This window comes from Bacillus sp. GMa5/1 (assembly GCF_050172015.1).
In the GTDB taxonomy this organism is placed as follows: domain Bacteria; phylum Bacillota; class Bacilli; order Bacillales; family Bacillaceae_G; genus Bacillus_A; species Bacillus_A cereus.
This window is the reverse complement of sequence record NZ_JBNLYC010000057.1, coordinates 1-18610: the sequence shown is the minus strand read 5'-3', so window position 1 is coordinate 18610 and position 18610 is coordinate 1. Positions and strand designations below refer to the sequence as shown.

The window sequence follows — 18610 nt, the reverse complement described above, 5'->3', positions numbered from 1 at the left end:
ATGGTAACGGAAAAAACGTTAAGAACTTGTGAACAGGGACACGAGTACTATAAAAGTAGCGATTGTCCAACTTGCCCAGTCTGTGAGAAAGAGAGAAAACCAAAAGAAGGTTTTCTCTCTCTTCTTTCAGCGCCAGCAAGAAGGGCATTAGAACACCATGGAATTCAAACTGTAGAAGAACTCTCAAAATATAGTGAAAAAGAAATATTAAAACTGCATGGTATGGGACCTGCGTCTTTGCCGAAGCTTAGGAGGGCTTTGGAGGAGAGCGGGTTATCATTTAAATAAAATGAAATAGTGCCTCTTCACTACTTACTTGTTTATGCCACTATTTGTGGACAGTAAAGCTCTTGCTTATTAAAATTTTATTTTAATAATTTTGAATTAGATAAAAGAAAAAAGTAGGAGAATATCTCCTACTTTTTTTACGCTGTTCCAATCTGATCTTGATCTGCCACATCAGAATCAAATGTATTCGTTGCACTAACACCGTTAAACGTATTCACGACAAACCCAACATTGGAAGCTCCAGATCCGTTATAGGCTTTCGTGTTTTCTTTCGGAGATACGTTATAAAAATCTCCTAAGTTGAAAGAGCCGTTACTGTTTTGCACGACGAGATTTCCTACAACCGAAGGCATACCATCCACCTACTTTACTAAGCTTTTTAATTACTATATGAATTATTGTGCGGAAGGTTCATCCGTAATATATTGGCGGATTTGTATAATACGAGAGTTATTAAAACCATAATCAACATTTCCAATTTGAAAGCAACCAGAATTTAAAAGTGTGCGTAATTCAACGTTATTAACTTCAATAAAAGGGCATTCATTTACAATGTTTAATTTTACATCTGTCGTTCGTTTTGGAATTGTAATGTGTTCATCTGTAAAGATTTCAAAAGCATCAAAGCGACCTTCTCCTCGTATATAAAAAGGAATTTCACGGTGGACGGCAATAGCTCTACTTTTTAATTCCATTTGGTTTGCATCTCCAACTTGAAATACAGCAGCAATCCCTAAAGAAATAATAGAAACATTTTGGACAATAGACACATGATGCAACATAATTTCTCAGTCTCCTTAACCTGGAGTAGGAGGGACATCTGTTACTAATGGTACAAATGGACCCTCTGTAACTGTTTCAAATGGTGTATCGAGAATAGAAGATAGAATGAGGAGATTTGCATCTCCAATTAAAAAGAGTGCGGACGACGATACACCGTTCATTTTAATCTGTCCGACTTTTAACTCACGGTTTACAACGTTAAGGTTCATACATACTTACTCCTTTCGGAAATTTCCCGGTATGTGCTGAATAAAGGAGAGAAAGGCTTTGTCAATATCTTGTTTCATTGCCTGAATAATGATATCTCGTAAATAATCTGGATCTGTTGAAATACCTTCATATGATTGCGCTTGTGATAAATAATAAGGGAGTCGATGCTCCATCTGTTTTTTTATGTCATCCACCATCATTTGTCGATACATTTCATCAAGCGGTGTTCGCTCTTCTTGTTCAAAATGGAGAATACGATTATATGCTTCTTCATCTAAGTATCGATGCATTTCTTGGAGGATACCTTGATAAAAGTCTGGGTTTGTTTCAGTTTCAGGGTTTACCTTCAATGTTTCTGTATCCACTTGAAAATCTTCAATTTGTTGTCCTTTTGCTGAAAATGGGTTTAAACCAATATTTAAAGTACCATTTAAATTTTCGACTTTTAATTGATCGAATTTGTATTCCACTTTTCCTACAGAAGAGGAGGGGCGATTTTTTAATTCGTTAAGCTCTTCTTGGAGTTGGCGCACTTGATCTTCTAAATTCAGGATGGCTGCTTGTTGTGTTTGAAGAGCTTGTTGAAGTTGGTGTAAGTAAGTATATATATCTTGATTCATTTGTGAAACCTCCTTTTCAATAGGGAGGGTAAAAATATTCCTGCTATATATTTATGACAAGGATGTCTTAAGAAGAACTAGTTGATGGTTTGATAGAAATAATTTGTCCTTTCGCCTGTAATGGGCGAAGCGGCTCCGTAAATCCGCCCGTATTTGAAAATTTAGATAGGGCTTTAATACTTCCGGCAGTACCAATTTGGAACACAGAAGAGGTTGTAATGCTATCAATTTTAATGCTGTTAATGATGATACTTTGGTTTACATAAAAATTCAATGCAATTGCCTCCTTTAAGTTGAGCCAATTATCGCTTGATCGATTACATCTGAATCGTTGACAGTCGTTGCACTTTGATAATTGTAGACAGAAACATTGTCTCCAACGTTGAAAGAGCCGGCCCCGGCGAAAGCACGTGAGTAACTAATAGGCCTAATCGCAAATACATCTCCAATATGAAAAATACCACTTGATCCAATATTGACGATACGAATATGTCCGACCATAGCTGGCATATAAAACACCCTTCGTTTTTAAAATTTTCTTTTCTACTATTGTATGGGCGTTTTCAATAAAATGTGTGTTTTTTTGAAATAAAAGACACACACACGCTATTGCGTGTGTGTGTCGAGTGTTTGATTTGGGTGAAAATCCGTATGTACATGCCAAATTACATTTAAGAGCCTGTCCAGTTCTTGGCTACAATCCACTGTTTTTTGAGAAGTCATTCCATAGCGTTCAGCAAAATAAATCATTTTTTCACGTTTTTTTTCAATCGCTTGCTCAAACATTGAAATCGGCTCCATCTCTAAATGAAATTTTTAGTATATATGTAGTACATATTATACAAAAACTCCATAAAAAAGAAATACCTTCGCTAAAAAAAGTAAAATTTCTACATTTTATGCCAAATATAAAGGCGTAACGAATAGGGTATGAGAAGAATATTGTAAAAATTAGCGTGTATGAGAAGGTTTTTTTCTTACGGATGCGAATACAATTAAAGGGCATGAGTTTTAGGATGGAGAGTGGAAATATTGCGTTTTGTAACGGCGAAGAAAGAAGAAAAGGTATTTGTAGGTATTGTGGATGAAGAAGAAAAAAAGGTATTACACTTAAGAGAAGCGCAAAGACAAAAAGGGGAAAAGGTTACAATCCCTATTACAATGTTAGAGTGTATTGAAAGAGGAACTGAATGCTTTGAGAAAGTATGTGAAATTGTAAATTGGGCAAAAGAGAACGGGGAAGCGGCGTATTATCCGTTAACAGAGGTGAAAATATTAGCACCGATTCCAAGGCCAAGAAAGAATATTTTGTGCGTTGGAAAAAACTATCGTGAGCATGCCATAGAAATGGGCGGAATAGAGTCTATTCCAGAAAATATAATGATTTTTACGAAAGCACCAACAACAGTTATTGGCATAAATGAGCAAATTAATGGTCACCCTCATGCAACGGACGAACTAGATTACGAAGGAGAATTAGCTATCATTATTGGTAAGCGAGGGAAACAAATTAAAAAAGAAAAAGCGCTTGAGCATGTTTTTGGTTATACGATTATCAATGATGTAACAGCTCGAGACATTCAAAGAAAACATAAACAGTTTTTCCTTGGGAAAAGCTTCGATACATTTTGTCCGATGGGACCGTATTTAATTCATAAATCGGTGGTTAATGCGCCGAATGCATTACACATTGAAACAGTAGTAAATGGAGAAGTAAGGCAAACTTCCAACACAAATAAAATGATTTTTTCAATAGAAGAAATTATTTCAACGATAAGTAAAGGAATGACTTTAGAACCAGGCGATATTATCGCAACAGGAACCCCGGCTGGTGTCGGAAAAGGTTTCACACCACCGAAGTTTTTACATGCTGGTGATGAAGTGGTTATTACAGTAGAAGGAATTGGTACTTTGCGAAATGTAGTGAAGTGAAGAAAAGAGCTATCTTGTTAAAAGATAGCTCTTTTTTATGGCCTTGGGTTATAGAGGTAATCAATAACGGAAAAAGTGTAAAGACCAATGAATGCAAGTGTACAAATGCCAAATAGTATAACTGTAAGTGCGCTTTTTTCTCGTCCAAAACCAATGATAGTAAGAATAACAGCAGTCCAAAATGATGCTTTCAGTAGTGTGAATGTAGTAGGAGTTGAGTAGTGAGTAAGCCATGTTGTGGAAAGTAGGAAGCCAAAGAATGTAACTAAAATAAAAGATGTAGCTAAATAGTTAATATGTTTACCATATCTTAATAGCATATCGCACCTCCTTTACGATTTTAAAATACAGAAAATTACAAAAATACCTTAATATAAATGAATATAAAAAGAAAGAGGTTGTCCCAACATGTCGGACAACCTCTCTATCATTACGATAATACAGCTTTAATTTTTTGGAATGCCCACTCTAAATCTTCTTCAGAGATTACTAGAGGTGGTGCGATACGAATTACGTTTTCATGTGTTTCTTTACATAGTAGACCAGCTGCTTTTAGTTGTTCACAGTAAGGACGAGCTGGTTCGTTTAATTCGATACCGATGAATAAACCTTTACCGCGAACTTCAGTGATCATTGGGTTATCAATCTCTTTTAATTGCCCAACTAATTTTTCACCTAATTGAAGAGAACGCTCTGTTAATTTTTCTTCTTCTAACACTTCAAGAGCTGCGATAGAAACAGCACATGCAAGTGGGTTACCACCGAATGTAGAACCGTGAGAACCTGGCTCGAATACGCCTAAAATGTCGCGGTTTGCTGCTACGCAAGAGATTGGGAATACGCCGCCGCCAAGTGCTTTACCAAGTATGTACATGTCAGGAGTTACATTGTCCCAGTCACAAGCAAATACTTTACCAGTACGGCCTAAGCCAGTTTGGATTTCATCTGCTACAAATAAAACGTTTTCTTTTTTACATACTTCAAAAGCTTCTTTTAAGTAACCAGCTGGTGGGATGTTAATTCCTGCTTCACCTTGAATTGGCTCTAAAATGAATGCTGCTGTGTTTGGTGTAATTGCGGCTTTTAATGCTTCTAAATCACCGTAAGGAATTACAACGATGCCAGGAAGCATTGGACCGAATCCACGCTTGTACTCTTCATTTGAAGACATAGAAACAGAACCCATTGTACGTCCGTGGAAGTTATCTTCACAAACGATGATTTCAGCGCGGTTTGCTTCTACTTTCTTCACATCATAAGCCCAGCGACGAACTGTTTTAATTGCAGTTTCAACAGCTTCAGCACCTGTATTCATTGGAAGTACCATTTCTTTATTAGTTAGTTTCGCAACTTTTTCGTACCAAGGACCTAATTGATCGCTATGGAAAGCACGAGAAGTTAACGTAACACGATTAGCTTGGTCAATTAAAGCGTTAATAATTTTCGGGTGACGATGACCTTGGTTTACTGCAGAATATGCACTTAATAAGTCCATATAGCGGTTTCCTTCAGGATCTTCTACCCAAACACCTTCTGCTTTAGAAATAACGATTGGAAGTGGGTGATAGTTATTTGCTCCGTATGTGTCTGTAAGTTCGATAATATCCTTAGTTTGAATCATGATTGTTCCCCCTTTTGTTATTACAAGAAGTTTGTAAATACTCTAAATATTATATCATTTAAATGTAAAAAAGCGAAACATTTCCTGAAAATAAATGAACATGTTATCATATAGGATGAAAAAGTGTGAAAAGAGGAGGTAAGGAATACGATGGTACATATGCATATTACAGCATGGGCGTTAGGTTTAATTTTATTCTTCGTTGCGTATTCACTTTATTCAGCAGGAAGAAAAGGTAAAGGTGTACATATGGGGCTTCGCCTAATGTATATCATCATTATTGTGACAGGCTTCATGTTGTACATGAGTATTGTGAAGACAGCAACAGGTAGCATGCACATGTGGTATGGCTTAAAAATGTTAGCTGGTATTTTAGTTATCGGCGGAATGGAAATGGTTCTTGTAAAAATGAGCAAAAACAAACCAACAGGGGCGGTTTGGGGCTTATTTATTGTTGCGCTAGTAGCAGTATTATACTTAGGACTGAAATTGCCACTTGGCTGGTACGTATTCAAATAAAAATAAAACCACCTTATAATCTCAAAGACTTGGGAGATAAGGTGGTTTTTATTTTTTATGTCGCATCGATATGCAACTCTTCTCCATTTACTTTCGTAAAACGGAACATATTTTTATTTGATGTAGTGTGACGTACGAAATGGTGCTGCAGTGTACAGATCATTTCGTCGTTATCAAACAAAAGAATATTTACTCCTTCGCGTGACTCCTCTTTCGGTAAGAAGGATAAATAATTATGACAATACATGCAATCATATAAAGAGTAGTGAAGTGATTGCAATGATTCAGTTAATAATGTGAAGACAGAGTCAGGTAATTCCTCGAGCCATTCATTATAGCTAAGAAGTAACTTTTTTCGAATACGTACCATTTCACCATTTTGCAAATGGTGTTGCTCGTTGGCGATTTGTAATACATCTTGTTCATAGAAACGGGCTGGTAACCAATTGTTATTATACAAAATTTCAAACCCATCTTCGGCAATATCTTCTAATAGAAACGCTTCATCATTTTCATCATCAAAGAATACCCATTCATTGTTTATATATTCTACATTACCGACTGTATGAGCACGGGGCTGGTTATATAAAATATGTTTACGTTGTATCATATACGATTTCTCCTTTATGAAAAGTAGTTATTCCTGTTATAGACAGTTCGTGCGTTCTTTATAACTAGACACATCTAGACATAGGTGGGCATACAATAAAACACGTTTTACTGAGTGAGAATGCTATTCCATATGTGGATAGTAGGTTATCGTCAAGTTTTTCATTTTTTGATCCGCACTCTTAGGGTGGGGATTACTGCACGTTCAAGAAAAGAAATAAGATGGAAGGATGATTTATATGTGCGGGATTACAGGATGGGTGGATTATAAACGCTCATTAGAAGGAGAAAGAGATGTCGTTACGAAGATGGCTGAGACGTTAGCGAAGCGGGGGCCGGATGATAATAAAGTTTGGATTAAAGGAAATGTCGCATTTGGGCATAAACGGTTAATTGTTGTTGATCCTGAGGGGGGGAAACAACCGATGACTTGTTTAAAAGATGAAACGAATTATGCCATTTGCTATAACGGTGAACTTTATAACACAGAAGACATTCGAAAGGAATTATTAAGAAGAGGGTATACGTTCAAAGGTCATTCTGATACAGAAGTATTATTAGCTTCTTATATTGAATGGAAAGAAGAATGTGTCGATCATTTAAACGGTATATATGCGTTTGCAGTATGGGATGAACAGAAAGAACAAGTATTTATTGCGAGAGATCGATTAGGTGTAAAGCCACTTTTTTATAAATATGATAGCGGACGCTTACTATTTGGTTCGGAGTTAAAAGCGATATTGTCGCATCCAGATGTGAAGGCGGAAGTAACATTAGAAGGGTTATCAGAAATATTCGGACTCGGACCGTCAAGAACGCCTGGCCACGGTATTTATGCTGGTATAAAAGAATTACGTCCAGGTCATGCGATGACATTTTCAAAGAACGGTTTGTGTATATGGAGATATTGGAATGTAGAAAGTAAAAAACATGAAGACTCTTTTGAAGAAACAGTAGAGAAAACGCGCTTTTTACTACAAGATGCTATTACAAGACAGCTTGTTTCTGATGTACCACTATGTACTTTTTTATCAGGTGGTGTAGATTCGAGCGCTATTACAGCTATTGCAGCGAAAGAATATGAGAGATCGGGAAAAGGGCAATTACACACGTATTCTATTGATTACGAAGATAATGACAAATACTTTAAAGCAAATGCATTCCAGCCAAATTCAGATGCTCCGTTTATTAATTTAATGACTGAGACATTTCAAACAACCCATCATCGCTGCGTCATTTCGAATGAAAAATTAGCAGAGTATTTAACTGAAGCAGTACTTGTTCGTGATTTGCCTGGTATGGCAGATATCGATTCGTCATTATTATGGTTTTGCCGAGAAATTAAACAAGATTTTGTCGTTGGCTTATCTGGAGAATGTGCAGATGAAATATTTGGTGGATATCCGTGGTTTTATAGAGAAGATGATTTACAATCGAGTGCATTTCCATGGATGCGTTCTACAGAGGCACGTGAACAACTTCTAAAAAAAGAATGGAGAAATAAATTAAATTTACAACAATATGTACAAAGGCGTTATGAAGAGTCGATTCAAGAAGTTCCTATTTTAGAGGGGGAAAGTCCGCTAGAAGCAAAAAGACGCCAATTATTTTATTTAAATATGGTATGGTTTATGACAACATTATTAGACAGAAAAGACCGCATGAGTATGGGGGCAAGTTTAGAAGTACGTGTTCCATTTGCAGATCATCGTCTTGTCGAATATGCGTGGAATATTCCTTGGGAAATGAAAATGTATAAAAACCGCGAAAAAGGTCTATTACGTAAAGCGTTAGAAGATGTACTTCCGCATGACATCTTATATAGAAAGAAGAGTCCGTATCCGAAAACGCACAATCCACACTATACAAACGCAGTAACAGTATGGCTTCAAAATCTATTAACGGATAAAGGTTCAATTTTACACGAACTGTTTGATAAAGAGCAGTTGAGCGGATTGATTCAGTCTGGCGGCAGTGCATTTCAAACACCATGGTTTGGTCAATTGATGACTGGGCCACAGCTTTTAGCTCATTTAGCACAAATTCATGTTTGGTTTAAAGAATATGGGGTAAATATTAAGGAATAAGGGAAAAGCGGCTTACAATTATGTAAGTCGCTTTTTATTAAAGAAATTGTCATATAAAATTCAAAATCACCTTATAAATAATATTTAATTAGAATTATTATTTTGACGTACTTATTATTACTTGTTATAATTGGAAACAAACGTTCTGAAAAAGATTCTCATTTATAAAATTGAGGTGTTAGATAGATGACAAAGAAAAGAATAGGTTTACTCGTAATGGCGTATGGAACACCAGAATCATTAGACGATGTAGAGGCATATTATACACATATCCGTCACGGGCGTACGCCATCAGAAGAAGCGCTTGAAGATTTAATTGGGCGCTATAAAGCGATTGGTGGAATTTCACCGCTTGCAAAAATTACGAAAGAACAGGCGCATAAATTAACAGATTCAATGAATAACATATTTACAGAGTATGAATTTACTTGTTACTTAGGTTTAAAACATATTGCACCATTTATAGAAGATGCTGTAGAAGAAATGAAGCGTGATGGGATCGAGCAAGCGATTAGTATCGTATTAGCGCCGCATTACTCTACATTTAGCATTAAAGCGTATAATGACCGTGCTATTCGTCTTTCAAAAGAAATCGGTGGTCCTGTTATTGAACCAATTGAACAATGGTATGATGAACCGAAATTTATTTCGTATTGGGCAGACCAAATAAAAGAGATGTTTACAGAAATTGATAATAAAGAGAAAGCAGTCGTAATTTTTTCAGCGCATAGTTTGCCAGAAAAAATTATTGCAGCAGGAGACCCATATGTAGAACAACTAAAGCATACGGCAGATTTAATTGCAGAAGCTGCAAATATTCAAAACTATACAATCGGTTGGCAAAGTGCTGGGAATACTCCAGATCCGTGGATTGGTCCAGATGTGCAAGATTTAACGAAAGATTTATATGAAGAGCATGGGTACGAATCTTTCGTATATTGCCCAGTTGGTTTTGTAGCGGAGCATTTAGAAGTTTTATATGACAACGATTATGAATGTAAAGTTGTAACGGATGAATTAAATGCCAAATATTTCAGACCAAATATGCCGAATGCACAATCTGCATTTATCGACTGTTTGGCTGAAATTGTTTCCAAAAAAGTGAAGGAAATAGTTGACAAAGATTTAGTTTTGAATAATAATTAATTTATAATAATTTTAAATAAATAATGATTACTACGAAAGAAAGAGGAGGATCCCCCTAGATGAATCCAAATAATCGCTTAACAACAAACCAAGGTGCTCCAGTTGGAGACAACCAAAATTCTCGTACAGCTGGTCGTCGTGGACCAGTATTATTAGAAGACTATCATTTAGTAGAAAAACTTGCGCACTTTGATCGTGAACGTATTCCGGAGCGTGTTGTGCATGCACGTGGTGCAGGTGCTCACGGTGTATTCGTAACGAAAAATAGTATGAAGCAATATACGAAAGCAGCATTTTTACAAAATGAAGGAACTGAAACGCCTGTATTTGTTCGTTTTTCAACGGTTATTCATGGTCAAGGTTCTCCTGAAACAGCACGTGACCCACGTGGGTTTGCTGTTAAATTTTATACAGAAGAAGGAAACTACGATATCGTAGGTAATCATTTACCAGTTTTCTTCATTCGTGATGCAATTAAATTCCCTGATATGGTACATTCCTTAAAACCAGCACCTGATACGAATATTCAAACGCCAGATCGTTATTGGGATTTCATGACGTTAAGTCCAGAATCTACACATATGATGACATGGGTATTTTCTGATTACGGTACACCAGCAAGCTATCGTGAAATGGAGGGTTTCGGCGTCCATTCATTTAAATGGATTAATGAAGAAGGTAAAATTGTTTATATTAAATACCACTGGAAACCACAGCAAGGTGTACGTAACTTAAATGCGAAAGAAGTGCAAGAAGTACAAGGGAAAGACTTCAATCATGCAACTCGTGACTTGTTCGATGCAATCGAAAAAGGAAATTACCCAAAATGGGATTTACACGTACAAGTTATGCAATTAGATGAAATGGACTCTTTAGACTTTGATCCACTAGATCCAACGAAAGTATGGCCAGAAGATCGCTTCCCATTAATGGAAGTAGGGACAATGACGTTAAATCGTAATCCGAAAAACTTCTTTGCAGAAGTAGAGCAAGTAGCGTTCTCTCCAAGTGCAACTGTAAATGGTATTGAGCCATCGGAAGATAAATTATTACAAGGTCGTTTATTCTCTTACCCAGATACACAGCGTTATCGTCTTGGTGCAAATTACTTACAAATTCCTGTAAACTGCCCATACGCAGCTGTTCATAATCAACAACGTGATGGTGCGATGCAAGTGAATCAAAACCCATCTACAATCAACTACGAACCGAGTCGTCATGCAGAGAATCCAGTTGAAGACAAAGCTTACCGCGATTCAACTATGAAAGTAGAAGGCTATGTATCTCGTGAAAAAATTGAGAAACCAAATGACTTCAAACAAGCAGGTGAGCGTTACCGTTCATTCTCTAAAGAAGAGCAAGATAACTTAATTGCAAACTTAACAAATGATCTAAAAGACGTAAATGAACGCACAAAATTATTAGCTGTTTGTAACTTCTTCCGTGCAGATCAAGAATACGGTATGCGTTTAGCACAGGCATTAAATGTTGATATTACGCAATATGTAGGAAATGCTCCGAAATAAATAGGAAAAGACGACCGGGCTTCGGTCGTCTTTTTTGTATAAAGTTATGTGGGGTATTTCGCATGTAAAACATGTCGGAATTTGTTGGTAAATCGATATGTTGTGTCGAACCGTTGATATATTGAAAGAAACAATCGATATATTTGAAAAATCGTTGATATATCCAAAAAATCGCTGATATATTCTCTCTAATACCAGATTGGGTATTGAGAAATCTATGTAACAAGTTCCCATTATTTAATAAGGCTAAGTGGCCTGAGTTCTACGATAGATAGGAACTCAGGCTTTTTTATGCAAAAAATTTATGAAATCTTTTTGGAATAAAACTGAGGACAAGAAAGAGGGCGATTTCTCCTAAAATAGCGACAATGATATTGAATAAAAAGGTACGGAAATTTGCAGTGATATGAGTAAGAATCGCGTATTTCCAATAAGATAAGCTCATGAAAATCACTCCTTGTAGCATTTTTTATAGTATATAAAATTTGTTTCGTAAAAGTGCGTGTCTTAGTTTGTGATTTGCGAAAAAACAAAATAAATTCTCAATATAATCTCAACAATTGAGTAACAAAACATGGAATATATTACCTGTTTAATGGCATAGGAATAGGAGTGTTTACAAAAATATTTTTTGAATTAACATAAAATTTGCAAAAAACTAATAAATTGTTGAAATAATGCAAACGTAAATATATACTCTATATATACTTTTTACAAAAAAAGGGTGTGATGGAATGAATTACATGTTTACTTGGTAGGATAGGATTGATTCACTTTACAAATTCGAAAAAAATTAAGTGAGGAGAAATGTACATGTTTCAATTTATGAAATCACCAATCGGTATAGCGGTTGGAGTAGCAGCGGTTATATTAGCGTCACCAAAAGCGAGAAAGGGGCTAAGAAAGCTAGCGGTAAAAACAGTGTCTGCTTTTCTCGGTGCAAAAGAACAAATTCAAAATGCTAGTTCAGAAATGGAAGAAGCTTTACCGAAAGTAAAAGAAGCGGCACGTAAAGTGGCAGTAAAAACAGTATCGCCAATTATTGGAGCAGTAGAAGCTGTACCGACAACTATTTCTAAATTCCAGGAAAAATGGGCGTCTCGTGTAAATGCATATCATTCTGAGCAGAGTGTAGATTACGAAAGCATACCTGTTACTCCTTAGATAGTAAGTGATTTTACTTCCTTTACAAGGATAAGGAGGATGATGATGCAGAGTAAATTATTAAAAACGAGATTTATACGATCGTTACCTGGAAGAATTCGAATTGAAATATATAAACTAAAATACAACTTGGACATGGCGAACTTGATAGTAGAACGTTTTCGTGACGTGGAAGGTATTTATCAAGTGAGTCCCTCTATCTCTACAGGAAGAGCCCTGATTACTTACGATATCAACAAGACCTCTCTACATACCGTTTGTGAAATAATTAAACTCCTAGAAGAACAAACTACAAAGAATACTAACTTTAACAATATTGAAGAAACGAAGAAAGCAGAAGATTCTTCATCTAGTGTAATTTCTTACGAGAAAAAAGGTGAAGGTGTTCCATTGCCACTAGCGCTTTCTGTCGCTGGATTAGGTGCGTTCGGTATAAAGCAACTATTTATGGGAAGATCAGCTTTAGCTAGAAGTCCAGGGCTTTTTTACTTGTCGGGGGCTTTATCTGTTTTGACGGGATACCCGTTTTTAAAACGAGGATTCAAAAAAATGGTTGCTAGCAAAAAAGTGAATTCTGATCTAGTGCTTGGCATAGGAACGCTTGCACTCGCACTAGCGCGGGAAAATATCGTCGTACTAGCGGGACTTAGTCTATTAAATTATTTAAATTGGAAGCGTAGTCAAGCGAACATAAATGAAGAGACAGATTCGTATAAAGAAAGAATTTTATCCCCGGAGATTAAAGCATACAGTGAAAAGCAATCGAAATGGGGCATGCTTTTTGGGGGAGCAACATGGGCCTTTACGAGAAATCCACTACGCGGAATGGCGGTTTTATTAGCTGCGAATCCGAAACCTGCAGTTTCGTCTGCTGAGTATGCATGGCGACAAGGAGATCTCGTTGCGAGGGAAAGAGGATATCTTATTCCAAATGAAGGATCGTTATCTCAACTGTCCCGAACGAGAACAATCGTATTTGACGATGTATCGCGTATATTCTGTCATGAAGAAGCGGAGATTAGCTGCATTTCAGAAGATGAAGGGCAAGTTTGGTGCACGGCAGCCTCACTGCTGGAGAAAAGTGGGCATGATTGGAAAGAGGAAGTTGTGCAACGAGCGAAGCAAACAGGAAGAACGTTAAGGAAAGCTTTTGAAATCGAAGTTGATGACGAAGGGATAAAAGGTGACATACAAGGCATTCCATCCTTTATCGGGAGTAAAGTATTTGTGCAGCGAAATGGTGTGGATATAAGTGCTTATGAGCTAGAAGCGAAAGGACTTGGCAAAGAAGGATTTAACGTTCAGTTCGTTGCTAAAGGTAAAAAATGTGTAGGATTGTTAGTTGGATCGAAAATGACGATTACACCTGAATTCACAGAAATAATGAAAGAATTAGGTGGAAATCAGTGGAAGTTTGCAGTTTTGCAAAATAGTTTACATGTAAATCATAGTGTTCTTTCGCAGCACGGTATTGATGCAAGTTGGCAACATAGTGATGTTGTAGAGCGTGTGGAGCGTATTCGTTCGGATGGGGAAGAAGTATTATTTGTTTGTGAGGATAATATTGAATTTCCGTCTGTATCTTATTATGAAATGAAAAATATATTTCAGTCAATCGCCTATGCGAAACAAATCGATTTATTAGTGAAAGAACATTTTCGAGTAGCGAAAATATGGAATATTGCCGGGGAGATGCTGGCTGTTTGGTCTATATTCACGGCACCTATTATCGCTTTAATGGCAAATGCTCTATCTTTAACGTTTTTATCTAGAGCGAAGCGAGTAAGTGAGAAGATTTTTTCTAATAAAAAGTTACTGAATATGAACCACTCGGTAGCTAGAGAAACTTCTACAAAATGGTATGCACTCTCGCAAGAAGATGTAATAAAAGATTTACAAGTGGAGAAACAGCAAGGGCTAAGCGCTCGAGAAGTGCAAATGCGACAAGAAAAGTATGGAATGAATAGAATTGAACCGAAGCAGTCTGTTCCTTGGATTGTTTCATTTATGGGGCAATTTAAAGAGTTTACATCGCTTATTTTACTTGGAGCAGCTGGATTGTCTGTATTATCAGGCGGGGTGTTTGATGGATTAGCGATGGGGACAATTCTCGTCGTCAATGCGGTAATTGGAACCCTTCAAGAGCGAAAAGCAGAAAAAGTAGTAGAAGCTTTAAATCAATTCCGTGCGCCAAATTGTATAGTAACCCGTGAAGGGGAAGAGATAGAGGTAGCAAGTAGTGAGCTCGTCCCAGGTGATGTTGTCTGCCTTCAAGCCGGAGACCGCGTACCTGCGGATCTTCGTATTATAGACTCTTGGAATTTAGAAGTTAATGAAGCGATGCTAACGGGTGAGTCTCTACCAGTTGAAAAGAAAGTGGATGCGGTAGGGGAAGAATCTTCGTTAGCGGAGCAGAATAATATGCTCTTTATGGGCACATCCGTAACGCGCGGCAAGGCGAGAGCTATAGTAGTGGAAACCGGGATGAGTACAGAGATGGGCTATATGATTTCCTTAATGAAGGGGGAAGAAACAGAGCCTACACCACTACAGCAAAAGGTGACGTCTATTAGTAAAACCTTTATTAAAGGAGCATTTGTGGCTGGCGGTATTGTGCTTGTAGCAGGATTGCTACGCGGTTTACCGATTACGCAAATGATTACAACAGCAGTTGCTCTTACAGCATCTGCTGTGCCAGAAGGTTTACCGATTATGATTACAATCGCTTTAAGTGCAGGAATCTTTCGTATGCAAAAGCAAAATGCACTTGTTCGGAAGCTTTCCAGTTTAGAAACGTTAGGTAGAACAACTGTTATTTGTTCTGATAAAACAGGTACTCTTACGAAGAATGAAATGACAGTTAAAGTCATTGCCACACCAAATCGTATGTGGAGTGTATCGGGTGATGGATATGAACCAGTTGGTACAATATCGGATGTAACGTCGTCTAAAGTCGCAGCTGCTGTAGAGATGGAAGTAGAAGAAGCGACTTATCATGAAAGTGAAAAAACGCCGTTAGAACATCCAGATTTTATTCGCGTTCTGCAAATTAGTGTTCTTTGTAATAATAGTAAGTTAGAACATGAAGACGATCAGTGGATTGTGAAAGGTGACCCAACTGAAGGGGCTTTATTAAGTTTTGCTTCTAAAGCGGGTGTTTCATATAAGGATATGGCATCATTTGAACGACATCATGAAGAACCGTTCGATTCTGAGACGAAAATTATGAGTGTCGTTTGTAAGGAAAATGAATCATTGTATAAGTTTTCGAAAGGATCTGTAGAGGCAATCCTTACTAGATGTAAATGGTATCAACATAACGGTGAAATCTATCCGTTATGTGATAAAGAAAAAGAGGTCATTTTACAACAAAATGAAGGTTTTGCAGAACAGGCATTACGTGTATTAGGTTTTGCGTATAGTAATGTTGAGAATGATGACCTTATTTTTGTTGGATTAGTTGGTATGATTGATCCGCCAAAACCTGAAGTGGAAGAGAGTATTCGTGAAGCGATTGAACTTGGTGTAAAGCCTGTCATGATTACTGGGGATCATCCGACTACGGCAATTTCTATTGCGAAGCAGACCGGTATTTGGAATCGTGATGATCGTGTTTTGACAGGGGTAGAAATCGACAATGTAACAGATGAACAATTAAAAGAAATTGTAAAAAATACTTCTGTTTTTGCTCGCGTAACACCGGCACATAAGTTACGTATAGTAGCTGCATACCAAGCGGACGGTCAAATTGTAGCGATGACTGGGGATGGTGTAAATGATACACCTGCTATAAAGAAAGCGAACATTGGTATTGCGATGGGGCAAACAGGAACAGAAGTAACGAAAGAAGCTGCGGATCTTATATTGAAAAAAGATCATTTCGGTTCCATTGTGGAAGGGGTAAAAGAAGGTAGAACGATTATTGGTAATATTCGTAAAGCGGTTGGATGTTTATTGACGGGAAATTTAGCTGAAGTATTAGTGACAAGTGCGGCAGTTATTGCGGGAATGCCGATTCCGTTAGTACCAATTCAAATTTTATTAATGAATCTTATTACAGATGCTTTACCAGCGATGATCTTAGCTGTAAATCCTGGAAACAAAACGAAGCAAACGAAACGTCAAGATATTGTTGATAAAGAGTTGTACAAAAAAGTTGTAACGCGGGGAATACTGCTTGGAGCAGGTTCACTTGCTTTATTCGGTATGAGCTTAGCGGTTGGCGTGCCTCTTGCGGTAGCGCAAACATCAGCATTTGCAGCATTAGTTGCCGGTCAACTTATTCAAACATTCTCTTGGAGACAAGAAGGATCGGACGAAACGATGCGTGATTGGTCAAAAGATCGTTTCTTTGTGACGGCGTTAGGAACGTCTTGGCTTGTATTATTATCAGCTATATATGTTCCGCCATTTGCTCGTATATTCCATACCGCTCCATTAACATTTATGCAATGGGTACCTGTTCTTTTTGTAGCTGGTACAGTGTCTCAAATTTCAAAACCTATTATTAAATTAATCTCATATAAGAATGATGACTCGAAAAAGTTGGTAGTTAATGAACTAGCATTATTAAAAACAGTGTAAAGGAGTAATGAAAATGATACGAAAAATTGTTATTGGATCTACTTTAGCGTTAGCAAGTGCCGCTTTATTACCTGTTGTAAGAAATACACTCCGTCCACTTGTTGAATCAGGTGCAAAAGGTGTGAAGTCTACTTTTGAAACGATTAAAGAAGAAGTGGAAGATATTATTGTAGAAGCGAAAATGGATAGAATGCAAAAACAATTCGAGAAAGAACTTTCTTATGTTGAAGAAGAACATTCTAATGAACAAGAGATAATTGAAGCAGCTGCAAAGGTTGAGGAAAAGGAGGAAGTAAGAAATGACGCATAAAGCTGTTGAACAAGATGTAGATTACCACCTAGAGAAAGCGTTAGAACATTTTGAGCAAGCATTAGATTTAAGTGTAAAAGCGGTATCGGAAAATAAAGCGATGCAAAAAGAAATTTCTAGTAAAATGGGATCTTTTACGGGAGATATTTTTCAATTCGTTCGCGAAAAAGGAAAAGTACATCGTATGAATATAATGAAGTGGTTCACTCTACCCCGTTTTTAAACAGAGCTGTTAAGTGGAAGGAATATAGGGAGTTATTTTCTCCCTATATTCCTATTCCATGCTATGTATGTCACGTTAGTTTCCGGGATGTTCAACAATACGAAGGGGTGAACGAAATGGCAGCATGGATGATGGTATTAGCACTAACGTTTTCATCGAGTATTGACAACTTAGGGGTAGGAATTTCTTATGGCATTCGAAATATAAAAATTAGTCATCTATCAAATTTTATTATTTCGGTAATTTGCTTTTTATTTAGTGTAGTAGGAATATATTTTGGCTTATGGCTATCAAAAATTTTACCTGGGATAATGCCGATTGTAATCGGTTCGTTCTTATTAGTTATAATCGGTCTCCGAATCATCTTACTAGCAATTCCTCGGAAGGTTTCGGTGCAAGAGATTGAAGGAGAAGTGGGGGACACTGAAATAAATGGCTTAACGAAAAATATCGGTAAATCTGGGGAAATCGGTTTTGTGGAGTCTATTTTTCTTGGGATTGGTTTATCTGCTAATGCGCTCACAAATGGATTAGGAGCGGGTTTGTTCGGTTTGAATCCAATTGCTGTTTGTATTGCAGCTGCAGTTGGTAGTTTTATTACAGTATGGGGCGGAGTTGTGTTGGGAAGAAAGATAGCTCACGTTCGCATCGGTAAATTCACTTTAGGTCAGTTTGGTACATTGATTAGTGGAACATTATTATTAGTTATTGCCTTTGCTGCATTTTTTGATTAATTCATAGAAGGTGAGTGAAAGTGAGATTACTGTATAAAAGACTGAAATATTCGGAATTAGAATCGGAGTTACAATTAGTAGAAAGTGTTTTAAGTTCGGGGTATTTTATTTTATTGGATTTAATCTTCGTATCTTTCTTATTAATGGTACTGACCTTTTCTATGCATCATTCATTTTTTATAGCAATTGTCACATTCGTGAGTTCTTACATAATTTGTGGTAGTGTATTTTTATTATTACGGAAATGGTTAAAA

23 protein-coding genes are annotated in these 18610 nt (G+C 37.0%); 12 read left to right on the top strand and 11 right to left on the bottom strand.

Features of this window, described 5'->3' with window-relative positions:
* A complete protein-coding gene (locus tag ACQGSG_RS15200) occupies positions 1-288 on the top strand; it encodes an RNA polymerase alpha subunit C-terminal domain-containing protein (protein WP_000255727.1) in 288 nt (95 codons plus the stop codon).
* 137 nt (positions 289-425) lie between these two features.
* On the opposite strand, the gene gerPF is transcribed toward ACQGSG_RS15200, so the two are convergent.
* The 7 genes from gerPF to ACQGSG_RS15165 form a co-directional block, all read right to left on the bottom strand.
* Positions 426-641 carry a spore germination protein GerPF gene (gerPF, locus tag ACQGSG_RS15195; RefSeq protein ID WP_001141566.1) on the bottom strand — a complete coding sequence of 72 codons (216 nt, stop codon included), beginning with the start codon at positions 639-641 and terminating at the stop codon, positions 426-428.
* 42 nt (positions 642-683) lie between these two features.
* Complete coding sequence (locus ACQGSG_RS15190; RefSeq protein WP_000902319.1) at positions 684-1070, bottom strand: spore germination protein GerPE; 387 nt, start codon at positions 1068-1070, stop codon at positions 684-686.
* A 15-nt stretch (positions 1071-1085) separates the two neighbouring features.
* Positions 1086-1280 (bottom strand): spore germination protein GerPD, encoded by a 195-nt coding sequence (gene gerPD / locus ACQGSG_RS15185; RefSeq protein WP_001052807.1) that lies wholly within the window; start codon positions 1278-1280, stop codon positions 1086-1088.
* Positions 1281-1286: 6 nt separating this feature from the next.
* Positions 1287-1901 carry a spore germination protein GerPC gene (gene gerPC / locus ACQGSG_RS15180; RefSeq protein ID WP_001070760.1) on the bottom strand — a complete coding sequence of 205 codons (615 nt, stop codon included), beginning with the start codon at positions 1899-1901 and terminating at the stop codon, positions 1287-1289.
* 67 nt (positions 1902-1968) lie between these two features.
* Positions 1969-2175, bottom strand: a complete 207-nt coding sequence (gerPB, locus tag ACQGSG_RS15175) for a spore germination protein GerPB (RefSeq protein WP_001012508.1) — start codon at positions 2173-2175, stop codon at positions 1969-1971.
* 14 nt (positions 2176-2189) lie between these two features.
* Positions 2190-2411: a spore germination protein GerPA gene (gene gerPA, locus ACQGSG_RS15170; RefSeq protein WP_001111187.1), complete on the bottom strand. Its 222-nt coding sequence runs from the start codon at positions 2409-2411 to the stop codon at positions 2190-2192.
* Positions 2412-2507: 96 nt separating this feature from the next.
* A complete protein-coding gene (locus tag ACQGSG_RS15165) occupies positions 2508-2687 on the bottom strand; it encodes an aspartyl-phosphate phosphatase Spo0E family protein (protein WP_000462845.1) in 180 nt (59 codons plus the stop codon).
* A 246-nt stretch (positions 2688-2933) separates the two neighbouring features.
* On the opposite strand from ACQGSG_RS15165, the gene ACQGSG_RS15160 reads away from it, so the two are divergent.
* Positions 2934-3833, top strand: a complete 900-nt coding sequence (locus tag ACQGSG_RS15160) for a fumarylacetoacetate hydrolase family protein (RefSeq protein ID WP_001213086.1) — start codon at positions 2934-2936, stop codon at positions 3831-3833.
* 35 nt (positions 3834-3868) lie between these two features.
* Here the strand turns inward: ACQGSG_RS15160 and ACQGSG_RS15155 are convergent, their stop codons facing one another.
* Complete coding sequence (locus ACQGSG_RS15155; protein ID WP_000926864.1) at positions 3869-4153, bottom strand: hypothetical protein; 285 nt, start codon at positions 4151-4153, stop codon at positions 3869-3871.
* Positions 4154-4263: 110 nt separating this feature from the next.
* Positions 4264-5454, bottom strand: a complete 1191-nt coding sequence (rocD, locus tag ACQGSG_RS15150) for an ornithine aminotransferase (protein WP_000616658.1) — start codon at positions 5452-5454, stop codon at positions 4264-4266.
* Positions 5455-5604: 150 nt separating this feature from the next.
* On the opposite strand from rocD, the gene ACQGSG_RS15145 reads away from it, so the two are divergent.
* Positions 5605-5973, top strand: coding sequence for a YisL family protein (locus tag ACQGSG_RS15145; protein ID WP_000233495.1), 369 nt, complete (start codon positions 5605-5607; stop codon positions 5971-5973).
* 55 nt (positions 5974-6028) lie between these two features.
* Here ACQGSG_RS15145 and ACQGSG_RS15140 read toward each other — a convergent pair whose 3' ends face one another.
* Positions 6029-6583 (bottom strand): DUF2777 domain-containing protein, encoded by a 555-nt coding sequence (locus ACQGSG_RS15140; RefSeq protein WP_000616049.1) that lies wholly within the window; start codon positions 6581-6583, stop codon positions 6029-6031.
* Between the two features lie 238 nt (positions 6584-6821).
* On the opposite strand from ACQGSG_RS15140, the gene asnB reads away from it, so the two are divergent.
* From asnB to katB, 3 genes are all read left to right on the top strand, one after another.
* Positions 6822-8669: an asparagine synthase (glutamine-hydrolyzing) gene (gene asnB / locus ACQGSG_RS15135; protein ID WP_000334004.1), complete on the top strand. Its 1848-nt coding sequence runs from the start codon at positions 6822-6824 to the stop codon at positions 8667-8669.
* 186 nt (positions 8670-8855) lie between these two features.
* Positions 8856-9815 carry a ferrochelatase gene (gene hemH, locus ACQGSG_RS15130; RefSeq protein WP_000163131.1) on the top strand — a complete coding sequence of 320 codons (960 nt, stop codon included), beginning with the start codon at positions 8856-8858 and terminating at the stop codon, positions 9813-9815.
* 59 nt (positions 9816-9874) lie between these two features.
* Complete coding sequence (gene katB / locus ACQGSG_RS15125; RefSeq protein ID WP_001069180.1) at positions 9875-11341, top strand: catalase KatB; 1467 nt, start codon at positions 9875-9877, stop codon at positions 11339-11341.
* A 289-nt stretch (positions 11342-11630) separates the two neighbouring features.
* Here the strand turns inward: katB and ACQGSG_RS15120 are convergent, their stop codons facing one another.
* Positions 11631-11786 carry a hypothetical protein gene (locus tag ACQGSG_RS15120; RefSeq protein WP_023901154.1) on the bottom strand — a complete coding sequence of 52 codons (156 nt, stop codon included), beginning with the start codon at positions 11784-11786 and terminating at the stop codon, positions 11631-11633.
* Between the two features lie 368 nt (positions 11787-12154).
* Between ACQGSG_RS15120 and ACQGSG_RS15115 the strand changes: the two genes are divergently transcribed.
* The 6 genes from ACQGSG_RS15115 to ACQGSG_RS15090 form a co-directional block, all read left to right on the top strand.
* Positions 12155-12505, top strand: a complete 351-nt coding sequence (locus ACQGSG_RS15115; protein ID WP_000486133.1) for a YtxH domain-containing protein — start codon at positions 12155-12157, stop codon at positions 12503-12505.
* Between the two features lie 45 nt (positions 12506-12550).
* On the top strand, positions 12551-17089 hold the full coding sequence (locus ACQGSG_RS15110) for an HAD-IC family P-type ATPase (RefSeq protein ID WP_426947578.1): 4539 nt from the start codon (positions 12551-12553) through the stop codon (positions 17087-17089).
* 13 nt (positions 17090-17102) lie between these two features.
* Entirely contained in the window at positions 17103-17399 is a 297-nt protein-coding gene (locus tag ACQGSG_RS15105; protein ID WP_000619724.1) for a hypothetical protein, read from the top strand.
* Positions 17389-17622: a hypothetical protein gene (locus ACQGSG_RS15100; RefSeq protein ID WP_000148973.1), complete on the top strand. Its 234-nt coding sequence runs from the start codon at positions 17389-17391 to the stop codon at positions 17620-17622. Before ACQGSG_RS15105 ends, ACQGSG_RS15100 begins: the two co-directional genes overlap by 11 nt.
* 116 nt (positions 17623-17738) lie before the next feature.
* Positions 17739-18356: a sporulation membrane protein YtaF gene (gene ytaF, locus ACQGSG_RS15095; RefSeq protein WP_232487516.1), complete on the top strand. Its 618-nt coding sequence runs from the start codon at positions 17739-17741 to the stop codon at positions 18354-18356.
* Between the two features lie 20 nt (positions 18357-18376).
* A partial coding sequence (locus ACQGSG_RS15090; RefSeq protein ID WP_001238640.1) for a hypothetical protein occupies positions 18377-18610 on the top strand: 234 nt, incomplete at its 3' end.